This is a genomic window from Kosakonia pseudosacchari, from assembly GCF_900184035.1.
GTDB lineage: Bacteria > Pseudomonadota > Gammaproteobacteria > Enterobacterales > Enterobacteriaceae > Kosakonia > Kosakonia pseudosacchari.
This window is the reverse complement of the sequence record NZ_FXWP01000011.1, coordinates 98,213-113,012: the sequence shown is the minus strand read 5'-3', so window position 1 is coordinate 113,012 and position 14,800 is coordinate 98,213. Positions and strand designations below refer to the sequence as shown.

Genomic DNA, 14,800 nt, shown 5'->3' with positions numbered 1-14,800 from the left:
TGTAACACTACAAAAATAAGGGGTAATGTACTATTTACGCTCACTATTAAGGGCGACGTATCCATGATCTTACGGCAGTTGCTGGAACAGAATACTCACACTTCGTTACTCCGGGCGTTTATCCCCTTACCGCCCCCTTTCAGCCCGGTCCAGTTTATTGAATTACGCCTGAATAACGCGCACTTCTGGCGCTGCTTTGATGATGGCAGTGCCGAAATCAGCGAGCGTGAATATGGCGGAAAAATCAGCGACAGTTCGCTGCACCTGGTGCTGCTGGCGCAAAGTGATGTGCTGGAGTTGCGTTTTGTTCGCACCGATAACGGCCAGTTTACTGAGCAGGACAACACGATGTTTAGCTGGCTGGCGCGGCTGGCAAGCCAGGTGCTGGAAGATCAGCTTTCCCACATGGCGTTAAATCAGTCGATCGAGACGTTGCGTGAAGAGCGCGACCATGATCGGGTGCTGGTGGATATTACCAACTCGGTGCTCTCGCATCTGGATCTTGACGATCTGATCGCCGATGTTTCGCAGGAGATCCACCGCTTTTTCGGTATCGATAATATCCGCGTGGTGCTGCGCGACACGCTGCACTCCCGCCAGCTCATTTGCCATGCCACCCACTTTCCCAGTTGCCCGCCGGAGACCGAGCGCTTTGCGCTGCGCAGTGATAGCCCGGTGGTGCTGGCGGCGCTCAATGAGAATCAGGGCGCACTGCTACACCAGGCGCAGGATGCGGCGTTATGGCAGCACGATCCCGTATTGCAACAGCTATCGATGCAGGGATTAAACGTGGTGTTTGTTCTGCCGCTGACCTTCAGCCACCACGCGCCTGGCGTGCTGCTGCTGGCGCACCGGGACGCGGCGATTTTCAGTGAGCAAAACTGTCGATTATTGCAGCAAATTGCCGACAGAATTGGCATTGCCGTCGATAATGCCGACGCCTACCGGCAGGTGATTCATTTAAAAGAGAATCTGAACAGCGAAAACCGCAAACTGAATGAGCAGATTGCCTCCAGTCAGAGTTTTGGCGATATCATTTACCAGAGCGATGCGATGCGCGACGTGCTTCAGCAGGTTAATATTGTGGCGCTCAGCGACAGCACGGTGCTAATCCTCGGGGAAACCGGCACCGGCAAAGAGATCATCGCCCGCGCCCTGCACCAGATGAGCCCGCGCAAAGATAAACCGCTGGTGAAAATCAACTGTGCCGCCATTCCCGCCAGCCTGCTGGAAAGCGAGTTGTTTGGTCACGATAAAGGCGCGTTCACTGGGGCGATTAACGCGCATCGCGGGCGTTTTGAGATGGCCGATGAAGGCACGCTGTTCCTGGATGAAATTGGCGATATGCCGCTTGAGCTGCAACCGAAACTGCTGCGGGTGTTGCAGGAGCGCGAAATCGAACGCATCGGCGGCACAAAAACCATTCCGGTTAACGTGCGCGTGATTGCCGCCACCAACCGCGATCTGCGCCAGATGGTAATTGACCGCGAATTCCGTAACGATCTGTTTTACCGTCTGAATGTCTTTCCGCTGGTGCTGCCACCGCTTCGCGAGCGGCCGGACGATATTCCGCTACTGGCGCGTTATTTCACGCAAAAACTGGCACGCCGCCTCAATCGCACTATCGATACCATTCCTGCCGACACCCTCCAGCAACTGATGCGCTACGAGTGGCCCGGTAACGTACGCGAGCTGGAAAACGTCATTGAACGCGCCGTGCTGCTGGCGCGCGATAACACCCTGAACCTGCATCTGCACGCGCAGCCGGTCAGCATGGTGCAGCCTGTCAGCCACGATCCCTTCCCCTTCACGCTGCCAAAAGTGGCGGAGATGATGCGCCCGGAGCCGCCGGAAAATGACGAAGCCGAACGCCAGCAAATTATTCAGGTGCTGCGCGAAACCAACGGCATTGTCGCCGGGCCGCGTGGCGCGGCCGCCAAACTCGGCATGAAACGCACCACCCTGTTATCGCGGATGCAGCGTCTCGGTATCGCCGTGCGCGAAGTGCTCTAACCCCCTTCGGGTTCTGTGAACCCGCTAACGCTCTCTGGTTTGTCGCTGGTATGCGCTATGCATAAGACGGCGGGTGTCTACTATGCATTGAATCAGGAGAATCAAATGGATACCGGCAACGCGTTTGACCTGCGACTTCCTGCGGAAATGGCAAAAGTCGCCGAGCAGTCTGGATTGTATAAAGTCAGCAAACGAAAAGAGCTGTCGTTCTTCCTCGCGATTACTGCGGGCGTGTTTATCTCGATTGCGTTTGTGTTTTACATCACCGTTACCGCCGGGCCTGCGCCCGCGACTGCGCTGGCGAAACTGGCGGGCGGCGTCTGTTTTTCCCTCGGGCTGATTCTGGTGGTGGTCTGCGGGGCGGATCTCTTTACCTCTACTGTGCTGACGGTGATGGCCAAAGCCAGCGGGTTGATTAGCTGGCGACAACTGTTTACCAACTGGGTGATCGTCTATTTCGGCAACCTCGTTGGGGCACTGTTTTTTGTGGCATTGATATGGTTTGGCGGCCAGGCCATGAACAGCAATGGCTTGTGGGGGCTGAATGTGTTGCAAACCGCTGACCATAAAATGCATCACACCTTTATCGAAGCGGTGTGCCTGGGCACGCTGTGCAATTTGATGGTCTGCCTGGCGGTGTGGATGAGTTATTCCGGGCATACATTGACGGACAAAATCATGGCGATGCTGCTACCGATCGGCATGTTTGTCGCCAGCGGCTTTGAGCACAGCATCGCCAATATGTTTTTGCTGCCGCTGGCGGTGATTATTCGTGACTTCTCACCGCAGAGTTTCTGGACGGCGGTACACAGCTCGCCGGATAACTTTCCGGCGCTGACCATCAGCAATGTGATTACCGATAACCTGCTGCCGGTGACGATTGGCAATATTATCGGCGGCGGCGTGCTGGTGGGGGTGACCTACTGGATTATCTATTTGCGTCATCAGAACAACACGCATTGAGGAGAACGCCGGGCGGCAAGCTGGCTGCCGCCCGGCAAGATTACTCTTCTGACACCGGCGGTGAATCCGGCCAGGCGTGGATCACCGCCTGAATCAACGTCGCCAGCGGAATGGCGAAAAATACGCCCCAGAAGCCCCACAGCCCGCCGAAGATAATCACCGACAAAATGATCACCAGCGGATGCAGGTTCACCGCTTCGGAGAACAGCACCGGCACCAGCAGGTTGCCGTCCAGCCCCTGAATAATCAGATAGACCGCGAAGCAGCTCCAGAACTCGGTGCCCAGCCCGAACTGGAACAGCGCCACGCCAACGACCGGAATGGTGACGACAAACGCGCCGATATAGGGGATCAGCACCGAGAAGCCAACCAGCACCGCCAGCAGCAGGGAGTAGTTGAGACCAAACAGGATAAAACCGATCCATGTGGCGATGCCGACAACAATCATCTCCAGCACTTTGCCACGGATGTAGTTGGTGATTTGCTGGTTCATCTCTTTCCACACCTGGCCCGCCAGCCCACGGTTGCGCGGCAACACGCGGCGCACGGCGTTAAGCATCTGCTCTTTATCTTTTACCAGGAAGAAAACCATCAGCGGCACCAGCACCAGATAGACCGCCAGCGTCAGCAGCCCGACCAGCGAGGCGAGCGAATATTTCACCACCGAATCGCCCATTGTCAGCATGCGGGAGCGCATGTTTTCTGCCATCGCATCGATGATCCCCGCATCCATTAACGCCGGGTAGCGGCGCGGCAAGGTGGCGGCAAAATCAGAGAGTTTGCTTAACATGCCGGGCATATCGCGGATCAGGTAAATCCCCTGCTGCCAGGCAACCGGCATCACCACAAACGCCATCACCAGCAGGATGCCGACAAACAGCACCAGAACTATGGTCGCAGCCCAGGTGCGCGAACAGCCGATACGTTGCAGACGTGCGGTAGGCCACTCAAGCAGGTAAGCGATCACCAGCGCCACCAGCAGCGGCGCGAGCAGGCCGCTGAAGAAGAAGAGAATACAGAACCCCGCGAGCAGAATGACCAGCAGCGCAATCGCCTCCGGATCGCTGAAGCGGCGGCGATACCACTGCATTAACATTTCGAGCATAACGTTCCTTCATGAGCCTCTTGAGCGGGGGTAAGGAGTGGAATTGTATCGAAATGTCACAAAAAAGACTTCGCTTTTCGTATCCTTTGCGGGAAACATAGCAATCCGCGCAAGACGGTGTTTTTCATCCGTGAAGGCGGCTACACTCGAAGGCCGGTGAGCCGGAACGAAGCCGCCGAAAGCAGGTCAACAGTGTGTCACCCAAAATACAGGAAAGAGGTTATGTTCAGGCAGTTGAAACGAACGCTGGTCGCAACCCTTATTGCCGCACTCAGTGCAGGTAGCATCGCCCCGACGTGGGCTGATTCATTAGACAGCACGTTGCCGGATATGGGCACCTCGGCGGGAAGCACGCTCTCCATTGGTCAGGAGATGCAGATGGGCGACTATTACGTTCGCCAGCTTCGCGGCAGCGCGCCGCTGATTAATGATCCGCTGCTGGTGCAGTACATTAATTCCCTCGGCATGCGTCTGGTGGCGCACGCGGATTCGGTCAAAACTCCTTTCCACTTCTATCTCGTCAATAACGACGAGATCAACGCCTTCGCCTTTTTTGGCGGTAATGTGGTGCTGCACTCGGCACTGTTCCGCTATACGGATAATGAAAGTCAGCTAGCCTCGGTGATGGCGCACGAAATTTCCCACGTCACCCAGCGCCACCTGGCGCGCGCGATGGAAGACCAAAAACGCAACGCGCCGCTGACCTGGGCGGGCGTGCTGGGTTCCATTTTGCTGGCGATGGCTAACCCGCAAGCCGGGATGGGCGCGCTCACCGGCACGCTGGCTGGCACCCAACAGGGGCTTATCAGTTTTACCCAGCAGAACGAACAGGAAGCGGACCGCATTGGTATTCAGGTGCTGCAACGCGCCGGGTTTGACCCCCAGGCGATGCCGACCTTCCTCGAAAAACTGCTGGATCAGTCACGCTACTCCACACGCCCGCCGGAAATTCTGCTGACGCACCCGTTGCCGGAAAGCCGCTTGTCAGATGCGCGCAACCGCGCCAACCAGATGCGTCCGGTGGTGGTGCAGTCGTCCGAAGAGTTCTATATGGCGAAAGCGCGTACGCTTGGCATGTACAACTCCGGGCGTAACCAGCTCACCAGCGATCTGCTGGATGGCTGGTCGAAAGGCAACGTGCGTGAACAACGCGCGGCGCAATATGGCCGGGCATTACAGGCGATGGAAGCGAAAAATTACGCCGAGGCGGCAAAAACCTTGCAGCCGCTGTTGAGCGCCAGCCCGAACAACGCCTGGTATCTCGACCTGGCGACCGATATCGATTTAGGGCAGAACAAAAGCGCGGACGCCATTAAACGCCTCAATGCTGCCAGCGAACTGAAAACCAACCCGGTGCTACAACTCAACCTGGCGAACGCCTACCTGGAAGGTGGTCAGCCAGGGGAAGCCGCGCGCATTCTTAACCGTTACACCTTTACGTATAAAGAGGATGTCAACGGCTGGGATTTACTGGCGCAGGCCGAAGCGGCGCTGAATAACCGCGATCAGGAGCTGGCCGCGCGTGCGGAAGGGTTAGCGCTGGTGGGCAAGCTGGATCAGGCCATTACCTTGCTGAGTAGCGCCAGTTCGCAGGTGAAGCTCGGCAGCCTGCAACAGGCACGTTACGATGCGCGTATCGACCAGTTACGCGAGTTGCAGCAACGGTTCAAGCCGTACCAGAAAATGTAATAAGGAGAAGAGATGTCAGAGACGGTGAAGATTTACCATAACCCACGCTGCTCAAAGAGCCGTGAAACGCTGGCGCTGCTGAAGGAGCACGGTGTTGAACCAGACGTGGTGCTCTACCTCGAGACGCCACCGGACGCAGCGACGGTGCAAAAGCTGCTGAAAATGCTCGGCATGTCCAGTGCGCGCGAGCTAATGCGCAGCAAAGAAGATCTCTATAAAGAATTACAGCTTAGCGATAGCGCACTGACGGAAGCGCAACTGGTGCAGGCACTGGTGGATAACCCAAAACTGCTTGAACGCCCGATTGTCGTTAGCCACGGTAAAGCGCGCATCGGTCGCCCGCCGGAGCAGGTGCTGGAGATTTTGTAGCATTAAAAAACCCTCGTCGGTCTGGCGAGGGTTCAGAGTTTGAGGATCTCTTTGACGAACGGAATGGTCAGCTTGCGCTGAGCGGTGATCGACGCGCGATCCAGTTCATCCAGCGTATCGAACAGGGTGCGCATTTCTCTGTCCAGCCGTTTTAACAGAAACCGCCCCACGTCTTCCGGCAGCTCAAACCCACGGATCCGCGCCCGCAGCTGTAAGGCCTGTAATTTGTCTTCGTCGGAAAGCGGTTGCAGCTTGTAGATTTGTCCCCAGTCCAGCCGTGAGGCCAGATCCGGCAGCCCCAGGTTGAGCTGGCGCGGAGGCCTGTCGCCGGTTATCAGCAAGCGGGTTTTGCCCTGTTCCAGAATGCGGTTGTAGAGGTTGAAAATCGCCATCTCCCACGGCTCGTCACCGGCCACGCATTCAATATTGTCGATACACACCAGCGAGAGTTGCTCCATCCCATCCAGTACTTCCGGCACAAACCAGGTACGCTTATCGAGTGGCACATAGCCGACGGCATCACCGCGCTGGGAGAGTTCGGCACAAGCCGCATGCAGCAAATGGCTGCGCCCCGCGCCTTCACGCGACCAGAAATAGATATATCCGCTGTGCGCCTGGCGCAGAACGTTTTGCAGTGCCGCCAGTAAAGAGGGGTTATCACCCGGCCAGAAACTCGCGAAGGTTTCATCATCGGGTAAATACAATGGCAGGGAGAGCTGTGCCGGCGTGTTCAGAGGTACCTCAACAAGGCTTACAAAAAACGCAGTGAGTCTATCACAAAATGTTGCAAGGTTTGAACCGGGCACAAGGCCCGGTTCAATTCTGCACGATGTTTATGACTTTGCAGCGTCGTCTTCTGGCGCGTCCAGCACCACTTCTTCCGGGCGCAGTACGCTAATCAGTTTAAAGATCAGGCTCAGACCCACACCGACGATCGTCGCCAGCGCCATGCCTTTCAGTTCGGCGGCACCAATGTGCACTTTCGCGCCGCTGACGCCGATGATCAGAATAACGGAGGTCAGGATCAGGTTTTGCGCTTTGCTGTAATCCACTTTCGATTCGATCAGCACGCGGATACCGGAAGCACCGATTACGCCGTACAGTAGCAGGGAAACACCGCCCATTACCGGCACCGGGATAATCTGGATAGCCGCCGCCAGTTTACCGACGCAGGAGAGCAGAATAGCGATAATCGCCGCCCCGCCAATCACCCAGGTGCTGTACACGCGGGTAATGGCCATCACACCGATGTTCTCGCCGTAGGTGGTGTTCGGCGTGGAACCGAAGAAGCCGGAGATCATGGTTGAAAGGCCGTTGGCGAACATGGAGCGGTGCAAACCCGGATCGCGGATCAGATCTTTTTTGACGATATTCGCCGTCACGACCAGGTGACCCACATGTTCGGCAATCACCACCAGCGCTGCCGGCAGAATAGTGAAAATGGCAAACCACTCAAAACGCGGGGTATAGAACGTCGGCAGCGCGAACCAGTGCGCCTGGGCAATCGGCGTGGTATCGACAACGCCCATCGCGAAGGAGAGCGCGTAGCCCGCCAGCACGCCAATGAGAATCGGGATAATCGCCATAAAGCCACGGAACAGCACCGAGCCAAACACCGTCACGCCCAGCGTCACCAGCGAGATGATCACGGTTTTGGAATCCGCAGACTGCCCTTCCGCTGGCAGCAGACCGGCCATATTCGCCGCCACGCCCGCCAGTTCCAGACCGATGACGGCAACGATTGCGCCCATCGCCGCAGGCGGGAACATCACATCCAGCCAGCCGGTGCCCGCTTTTTTCACAATGAACGAGACAAGGCAGAACAGCACGCCGCACATAATGAACCCACCGAGCGCCACTTCGTAGCCCAGCGGCAGCAACAGCAGCACCGGGGAAATAAACGCAAAGCTGGAACCTAAATAGGCCGGGATTTTCCCTTTACAAATAAAGATATAGAGCAGTGTCCCGATACCATTAAACAGCAGCACGGTGGCCGGGTTAATGTGGAACAGGATTGGCACCAGCACCGTTGCGCCGAACATGGCGAACAGATGCTGTAAACTAAGCGGGATGGTCTGCAAAAGCGGCGGTCTTTCACTTACCCCGATAGCACGGCGCGTCATAGTGTTTTCCTCTGAGTGTTGTTGTTGTCCGCCCGTCCAAAATGGCGGGCAGTGTTATGAATTCCAAAAAAAAGCCGACTATCAAAGTCGGCTTTCGATTTCTAATCAGTTATTTCGTACCAAAGATTTTATCGCCGGCGTCGCCGAGGCCCGGAATAATGTATCCGTGCTCATTCAGCCCCTGGTCAATCGACGCGGTGTACAGTTCAACATCCGGGTGCGCTTTTTCCAGCGCCGCCAGACCTTCCGGCGCGGCAACCAGCACCAGCACTTTAATGCTGTGGCAACCGGCGTTTTTCAGCAGGTCGATGGTAGCGATCATCGAACCGCCGGTCGCCAGCATCGGATCAACCACCAGCGCCATACGCTCGTCAATATTGGACACCAGTTTCTGGAAATACGGTACCGGCTCCAGCGTCTCTTCATTACGGTAGATGCCAACGACGCTGATACGCGCGCTCGGTACGTGCTCCAGCACGCCTTCCATCATACCCAGACCGGCGCGCAGGATCGGCACGACGGTGATTTTCTTACCTTTTATTTGATCAACCTGAACCGGGCCGTTCCAGCCTTCGATAGTGACTTTTTCGGTTTCCAGATCGGCCGTTGCTTCATAGGTCAGCAGGCTGCCCACTTCTGAGGCGAGTTCACGAAAGCGTTTGGTGCTGATGTCGTTCTCTCGCATCAGGCCCAGCTTGTGTTTGACGAGTGGGTGTTTTACTTCCACGACCTTCATACTCTTCTCCTTTCCCCTGACAGGTGGCAGCCACAAAAAAAATCGCCGGATTATACCGCTTTTTCTCCGTCGCGCTACAGAAAGGCGCTTGATCGCGATCAATCAGACTGGAAAAGAGTATATCGCAAGAATCCGCCGCGCCCTTAAATAATGGACTCGCAAACGTTTGCCTTGGCTGTTAGAATTGCGCCGAATTTTATTTCTACCGCAAGTAAACGCGTGGGGACCCAAGCAGTGACCGATAAAACCTCTCTCAGCTATAAAGATGCCGGTGTTGATATCGACGCGGGTAATGCTCTGGTTGACCGAATCAAAGGCGTGGTGAAGAAAACCCGTCGCCCGGAAGTGATGGGCGGTTTGGGCGGCTTCGGTGCGCTGTGCGCGCTGCCGCAAAAATATCGTGAGCCAGTACTGGTTTCCGGCACTGACGGCGTGGGCACAAAACTGCGTCTGGCAATGGATCTGAAACGTCACGACACCATCGGTATCGATCTGGTGGCGATGTGCGTTAACGATCTGGTGGTACAGGGCGCAGAGCCGCTGTTCTTCCTCGACTATTACGCGACCGGCAAGCTGGATGTTGATACCGCCGCCAGCGTGATCAACGGCATCGCCGAAGGCTGTCTGCAATCTGGCTGTGCGCTGGTGGGCGGCGAAACGGCGGAAATGCCGGGCATGTACCATGGAGAAGATTACGATGTCGCCGGTTTCTGCGTCGGTGTGGTAGAAAAATCAGAAATCATCGACGGTGCCAAAGTGGCCGACGGCGACGTGCTGGTTGCCCTGGCTTCCAGCGGCCCGCACTCCAACGGCTATTCTCTGGTGCGTAAAGTGCTCGAAGTGAGCGGTGCCGATCCGCAGGCGACGCAACTTGAAGGCAAACCGCTGGCCGATCACCTGCTGGAACCGACCCGCATTTATGTGAAGTCCGTGCTGGAGCTGATTGCAAATGTCGATGTCCACGCTATCGCCCACCTGACCGGCGGCGGTTTCTGGGAAAACATTCCGCGCGTACTGCCGGATAACACCCAGGCGGTCATCGATGAATCCTCCTGGCAGTGGCCGGCCGTGTTTAGCTGGCTGCAAAACGCCGGTAACGTGAGCCGCCATGAAATGTACCGCACCTTTAACTGCGGCGTCGGCATGGTGATTGCGCTGCCTGCGGCGGAAGCCGATAAAGCCATCACGCTGCTGAATGCGAAGGGTGAAAAGGCGTGGAAAATCGGTATCATCAAAGCATCCGATTCCAGTGAGCGTGTGGTTATTGAATGAAAAACATCGTGGTGCTGATTTCCGGTAACGGAAGCAATTTGCAGGCAATTATCGACGCCTGCAAACAGAAAAAAATCAACGGCACCCTGCGGGCAGTTTTCAGTAATAAGGCCGACGCGTTCGGCCTTGAACGTGCGCGGGAAGCCAATATTCCCGCTCATGCGCTGAGCGCAGATCAGTTCGCCAGCCGCGATGCGTTTGACCGCGAGCTGATGCAGGAAATCGACGCTTATGCCCCGGACGTGGTCGTGCTGGCGGGTTATATGCGTATCCTCAGCCCGGCGTTTGTCGCGCATTACGCCGGACGTCTGTTGAATATCCACCCTTCCCTGCTGCCGAAATATCCCGGCCTGCACACGCACCGTCAGGTGCTGGAAAACGGCGATGAAGAACACGGCACCAGCGTGCATTTTGTCACCGATGAGCTGGACGGTGGCCCGGTGATTTTGCAAGCCAAAGTACCGGTGTTTGAAGGTGATACGGAAGAAGAGATCACCGAACGCGTGCAATCGCAGGAACATGCGATTTACCCGCTGGTGGTTAGCTGGTTTGTTGATGGCCGCCTGAAAATGGACAGCAACAGCGCGTGGCTGGATGGTGTGCGCTTACCGCCCGAAGGCTATGCGGCCGACGAATAATTACTCAATTTATCGCTTTTCACCCTGCCCGCCGCGGCAGGGTTTCTTCCCTCTCCCCTGCAAAAAGAAAAGTTACTTTATTTCCATCATCTTAGATGCGAAAAACGGATTACTGTCATACTTTTTTGGCACAGTTGGACATCTGACGGCAAAGCTCGCCATAATAAGTTGTGTCATACGAAGGGACGCCAGCAACGTTCACCTGTCAGTCAGGGCACCGCGAGAGCGAGAAGGATTTGCCGTGTCCCGAGCAAGAACCGGAGTGTAAACAGGAATGGGTCAGGAAAAGTTATATCTCGAAAAAGAACTAAGCTGGTTGTGCTTCAATGAACGTGTTCTCCAGGAAGCCGCCGACAAAAGTAACCCACTTATCGAACGCATGCGTTTTTTGGGGATCTATTCCAACAACCTCGACGAATTTTATAAAGTCCGTTTTGCTGAACTGAAACGCCGCTTAATCATTAGCGAAGAGCAAGGCGTTACCACGAACTCCCGCCATCTGCTGGGCAAGATCCAGTCCCGCGTACTGAAAGCCGATCAAGAGTTTGACAGTCTGTACAACGACTTGCTGCTTGAGATGGCGCGCAATCAAATTTTCCTGATTAACGAACGTCAGCTTTCGCAAAACCAGCAGAGCTGGCTGCGCAATTACTTCAAACAATATTTGCGCCAGCACATTACCCCGACGCTGATTAACCGCGAAACCAACCTGGTACGCTTCTTAAAAGATGATTACACCTACCTGGCGGTTGAGATTATTCGCGGCGACGAAATCCGTTACGCGCTGCTGGAGATCCCGTCAGATAAAGTGCCGCGCTTTGTTAACCTGCCGCCGGAAACGCCGCGCCGTCGCAAGCCGATGATTCTGCTGGATAACATTCTGCGTTACTGCCTGGATGATATCTTTAAAGGCTTCTTCGATTATGACGCGCTGAACGCGTACTCGATGAAAATGACCCGTGACGCCGAATATGACCTGGTGCACGAAATGGAATCGAGCCTGATGGAGCTGATGTCCTCCAGCCTGAAACAGCGTCTGACCGCCGAGCCGGTGCGTTTTGTTTATCAACGCGATATGCCCGATGCCATGGTCGAGATGCTGCGTGAAAAGCTGACCATCTCCCGTTATGACTCCATTATTCCTGGCGGGCGTTACCACAACTTCAAAGACTTTATTGGTTTTCCCAATGTCGGCAAAGCCAACCTTGTCAACAAACCGCTGCCGCGCCTGCGTCACATCTGGTTTGATAAGTTCCGCAACGGTTTTGACGCCATTCGCGAACGCGATGTGCTGCTCTATTATCCGTACCACACCTTTGAACACGTGCTGGAGCTGCTGCGCCAGGCGTCGTTCGACCCGAGCGTGCTGGCGATCAAAATTAACATTTACCGCGTGGCGAAAGATTCGCGCATTATCGATTCGATGATCCACGCGGCGCATAACGGTAAAAAAGTGACCGTGGTGGTGGAGTTACAGGCGCGTTTCGACGAAGAAGCCAACATCCACTGGGCGAAACGGCTGACGGAAGCGGGCGTGCAGGTGATCTTCTCGGCACCGGGCTTAAAAATTCACGCCAAACTGTTCCTCATTTCCCGTATGGAAGGGGAAGAGATCGTGCGCTATGCGCACATCGGTACCGGCAACTTTAACGAAAAAACCGCACGGCTTTACACAGACTACTCGCTGATCACGGCCGATGCGCGCATTACCAATGAAGTGCGCCGGGTGTTCAACTTTATTGAAAACCCCTATCGCCCGGTGAGTTTCGATTATTTGCTGGTGTCGCCGCAGAACTCGCGTCGCCTGCTGTACGATATGATCGACACGGAGATCGCTAACGCGCAGGAAGGTAAACCTTCTGGCATTACGCTGAAGCTGAACAACCTGGTCGATAAAGGGTTGGTGGACAGGCTGTATACCGCTTCCAGTTCCGGCGTGCCAGTGAACCTGCTGGTGCGCGGCATGTGTTCACTTATTCCGCAACTGGAAGGCATCAGCGAAAATATTCGTGTCACCAGTATCGTTGATCGTTATCTTGAGCACGATCGCATCTATATTTTTGAGAACGGCGGCGATAAACGCGTTTATCTCTCCTCCGCAGACTGGATGACACGTAACATCGATTACCGTATCGAAGTGGCCGCACCGCTGCTCGATCCGCGCCTTAAACAGCGCGTTCTGGATATCATTGATTTGCTGTTAAGTGATACCGTGAAAGCCAGGTACATCGATAAAGAACTGAGTAATCGCTATGTGCCGCGCGGCAACCGCCGTAAAGTGCGCGCGCAACTGGCGATTTACGACTACATCAAATCACTCGAACAGCCCGACTAACCTATGCCGATACAAGAAAAGACGCCACGACCGGAGGAATTTGCCGCGGTCGACCTGGGTTCAAACAGTTTCCATATGGTCATTGCGCGTGTGGTCGACGGCGCAATGCAGATCATCGGCCGCCTGAAACAGCGCGTGCACCTGGCAGATGGTCTGGACAGCAATAACATGCTGAGCGAAGAGGCAATGGAGCGCGGGCTGGCTTGCCTGTCGCTGTTCGCCGAGCGCCTGCAGGGCTTTGATCCGGCAAGCGTGTGCATTGTCGGTACGCACACGTTGCGCCAGGCGTTGAACGCCACAGAGTTTCTTAAACGCGCTGAAAAAGTGATCCCCTACCCGATTGAAATCATTCCAGGTAATGAAGAAGCGCGCCTGATTTTTATGGGCGTGGAACATACGCAGCCGGAAAAAGGCCGCAAGCTGGTGATCGATATCGGCGGCGGCTCTACCGAATTAGTGATAGGTGAGGATTTCGAGCCGAAGCTGGTGGAAAGCCGCCGTATGGGCTGCGTGAGCTTTGCGCAGATGTATTTTATGGGCGGCACGATTAACGGCGAAAACTTTCGCCGCGCGCGCATGGCGGCAACACAGAAGCTGGAGTCGCTGGCGTGGCAGTTCCGCATTCAGGGCTGGAATGTCGCGCTTGGCGCATCCGGCAGCATTAAAGCCGCCCACGAAGTGCTGATCGCCTCCGGCGAGAAAGACGGATTTATCACCCCGGAACGGCTGGAGAAGCTGGTCGCCGAAGTGCTGAAATATAAAAGTTTCAGCGAACTGAGCCTGCCAGGCCTTTCCGAAGAGCGTAAAGCGGTGTTTGTACCGGGGCTGGCTATTCTTTGCGGCGTGTTCGATGCGCTGGCGATCCGCGAGCTGCGCCTTTCCGACGGCGCACTGCGCGAAGGCGTGCTGTATGAGATGGAAGGCCGCTTCCGCCATCAGGATATTCGCAGTCGCACCGCGCAGAGCCTGGCCAGCCAGTACAATATTGACCGTGAACAGGCGCGACGTGTGCTGGAGACCACTACCCAGATCTACGATCAATGGCTGGCGCAAAACTCGAAGCTCGCTAACCCGCAACTGGCGGCGTTGCTGAAATGGGCTGCGATGTTGCACGAAGTAGGGCTAAATATTAACCACAGCGGGATGCACCGCCATTCGGCGTACATTCTGCAAAACAGCGATCTGCCCGGTTTTAATCAGGAGCAACAGCTGATGATGGCGACGCTGGTGCGCTGCCACCGTAAGGCTATCAAGCTTGATGATTTGCCGCGCTTTACGCTGTTTAAAAAGAAACAGTATTTGCCGCTGGTGCAAATCTTACGTCTTGGCGTGCTGCTGAATAACCAGCGCCAGGCGACCACTACGCCGCCGACATTGCGCCTGACAACCGATGCCAATCACTGGACACTCAGCTTCCCGCACGACTGGTTCAGCCAGAACGCGCTGGTGTTGCTGGATCTGGAAAAAGAGCAGGAATACTGGGAAGCCGTGACTGGCTGGCGGCTGAAAATCGAAGAAGAGCGCTCTCCGGAAGTGGCGGCCTGAGCCGCTCGTTCG

Annotated in this window: 12 protein-coding genes; 8 read left to right on the top strand and 4 right to left on the bottom strand. The window is 55.7% G+C overall.

The window, feature by feature from the left end; genetic code table 11:
• Positions 1–63: 63 nt before the first annotated feature.
• Entirely contained in the window at positions 64–2,013 is a 1,950-nt protein-coding gene (locus tag BN2591_RS09085) for a sigma 54-interacting transcriptional regulator (protein WP_086870826.1), read from the top strand.
• 105 nt (positions 2,014–2,118) lie between these two features.
• Positions 2,119–2,976, top strand: a complete 858-nt coding sequence (gene focA / locus BN2591_RS09080) for a formate transporter FocA (protein WP_086870824.1) — start codon at positions 2,119–2,121, stop codon at positions 2,974–2,976.
• A 40-nt stretch (positions 2,977–3,016) separates the two neighbouring features.
• Here the strand turns inward: focA and BN2591_RS09075 are convergent, their stop codons facing one another.
• On the bottom strand, positions 3,017–4,081 hold the full coding sequence (locus BN2591_RS09075) for an AI-2E family transporter (RefSeq protein ID WP_086870823.1): 1,065 nt from the start codon (positions 4,079–4,081) through the stop codon (positions 3,017–3,019).
• 222 nt (positions 4,082–4,303) lie between these two features.
• On the opposite strand from BN2591_RS09075, the gene bepA reads away from it, so the two are divergent.
• Both bepA and arsC read left to right on the top strand, forming a co-directional pair.
• A complete protein-coding gene (bepA, locus tag BN2591_RS09070; protein ID WP_086870821.1) occupies positions 4,304–5,770 on the top strand; it encodes a beta-barrel assembly-enhancing protease in 1,467 nt (488 codons plus the stop codon).
• A gap of 12 nt (positions 5,771–5,782) precedes the next feature.
• Complete coding sequence (gene arsC / locus BN2591_RS09065) at positions 5,783–6,139, top strand: arsenate reductase (glutaredoxin) (protein WP_086870820.1); 357 nt, start codon at positions 5,783–5,785, stop codon at positions 6,137–6,139.
• A 32-nt stretch (positions 6,140–6,171) separates the two neighbouring features.
• Here arsC and BN2591_RS09060 read toward each other — a convergent pair whose 3' ends face one another.
• The 3 genes from BN2591_RS09060 to upp all read right to left on the bottom strand — a co-directional run bounded on the left by BN2591_RS09060 (position 6,172) and on the right by upp (position 8,998).
• The gene (locus tag BN2591_RS09060; RefSeq protein ID WP_065370367.1) at positions 6,172–6,873 is read right to left on the bottom strand and encodes a DnaA inactivator Hda; all 702 of its coding nucleotides are present in this window, start codon (positions 6,871–6,873) and stop codon (positions 6,172–6,174) included.
• A gap of 99 nt (positions 6,874–6,972) precedes the next feature.
• Positions 6,973–8,262 (bottom strand): uracil permease, encoded by a 1,290-nt coding sequence (uraA, locus tag BN2591_RS09055; RefSeq protein ID WP_086870817.1) that lies wholly within the window; start codon positions 8,260–8,262, stop codon positions 6,973–6,975.
• A gap of 109 nt (positions 8,263–8,371) precedes the next feature.
• Positions 8,372–8,998 (bottom strand): uracil phosphoribosyltransferase, encoded by a 627-nt coding sequence (gene upp, locus BN2591_RS09050; protein WP_017458966.1) that lies wholly within the window; start codon positions 8,996–8,998, stop codon positions 8,372–8,374.
• Positions 8,999–9,232: 234 nt separating this feature from the next.
• Here upp and purM point away from each other — a divergent pair, with 234 nt between their 5' ends.
• The 4 genes from purM to ppx all read left to right on the top strand — a co-directional run bounded on the left by purM (position 9,233) and on the right by ppx (position 14,788).
• Positions 9,233–10,270, top strand: a complete 1,038-nt coding sequence (gene purM, locus BN2591_RS09045; RefSeq protein WP_086871058.1) for a phosphoribosylformylglycinamidine cyclo-ligase — start codon at positions 9,233–9,235, stop codon at positions 10,268–10,270.
• On the top strand, positions 10,267–10,908 hold the full coding sequence (purN, locus tag BN2591_RS09040) for a phosphoribosylglycinamide formyltransferase (RefSeq protein WP_045510372.1): 642 nt from the start codon (positions 10,267–10,269) through the stop codon (positions 10,906–10,908). The genes purM and purN overlap by 4 nt, the downstream gene beginning before the upstream one ends.
• Positions 10,909–11,182: 274 nt before the next feature.
• Positions 11,183–13,243, top strand: coding sequence for a polyphosphate kinase 1 (gene ppk1 / locus BN2591_RS09035; protein ID WP_086870815.1), 2,061 nt, complete (start codon positions 11,183–11,185; stop codon positions 13,241–13,243).
• A gap of 3 nt (positions 13,244–13,246) precedes the next feature.
• Positions 13,247–14,788, top strand: a complete 1,542-nt coding sequence (gene ppx, locus BN2591_RS09030; protein WP_086870813.1) for an exopolyphosphatase — start codon at positions 13,247–13,249, stop codon at positions 14,786–14,788.
• Positions 14,789–14,800: the final 12 nt, after the last annotated feature.

What these genes read in the sequence shown, in the direction of transcription:
- focA (WP_086870824.1), top strand. Translation starts at nt 2,119, where the DNA reads ATGGATACCGGCAACGCGTTTGACCTGCGACTTCCTGCGGAAATGGCA.
- uraA (WP_086870817.1), bottom strand. Translation starts at nt 8,262, where the DNA reads ATGACGCGCCGTGCTATCGGGGTAAGTGAAAGACCGCCGCTTTTGCAG.
- purN (WP_045510372.1), top strand. Translation starts at nt 10,267, where the DNA reads ATGAAAAACATCGTGGTGCTGATTTCCGGTAACGGAAGCAATTTGCAG.
- bepA (WP_086870821.1), top strand. Translation starts at nt 4,304, where the DNA reads ATGTTCAGGCAGTTGAAACGAACGCTGGTCGCAACCCTTATTGCCGCA.
- arsC (WP_086870820.1), top strand. Translation starts at nt 5,783, where the DNA reads ATGTCAGAGACGGTGAAGATTTACCATAACCCACGCTGCTCAAAGAGC.
- upp (WP_017458966.1), bottom strand. Translation starts at nt 8,998, where the DNA reads ATGAAGGTCGTGGAAGTAAAACACCCACTCGTCAAACACAAGCTGGGC.
- BN2591_RS09075 (WP_086870823.1), bottom strand. Translation starts at nt 4,081, where the DNA reads ATGCTCGAAATGTTAATGCAGTGGTATCGCCGCCGCTTCAGCGATCCG.
- ppx (WP_086870813.1), top strand. Translation starts at nt 13,247, where the DNA reads ATGCCGATACAAGAAAAGACGCCACGACCGGAGGAATTTGCCGCGGTC.
- BN2591_RS09085 (WP_086870826.1), top strand. Translation starts at nt 64, where the DNA reads ATGATCTTACGGCAGTTGCTGGAACAGAATACTCACACTTCGTTACTC.
- ppk1 (WP_086870815.1), top strand. Translation starts at nt 11,183, where the DNA reads ATGGGTCAGGAAAAGTTATATCTCGAAAAAGAACTAAGCTGGTTGTGC.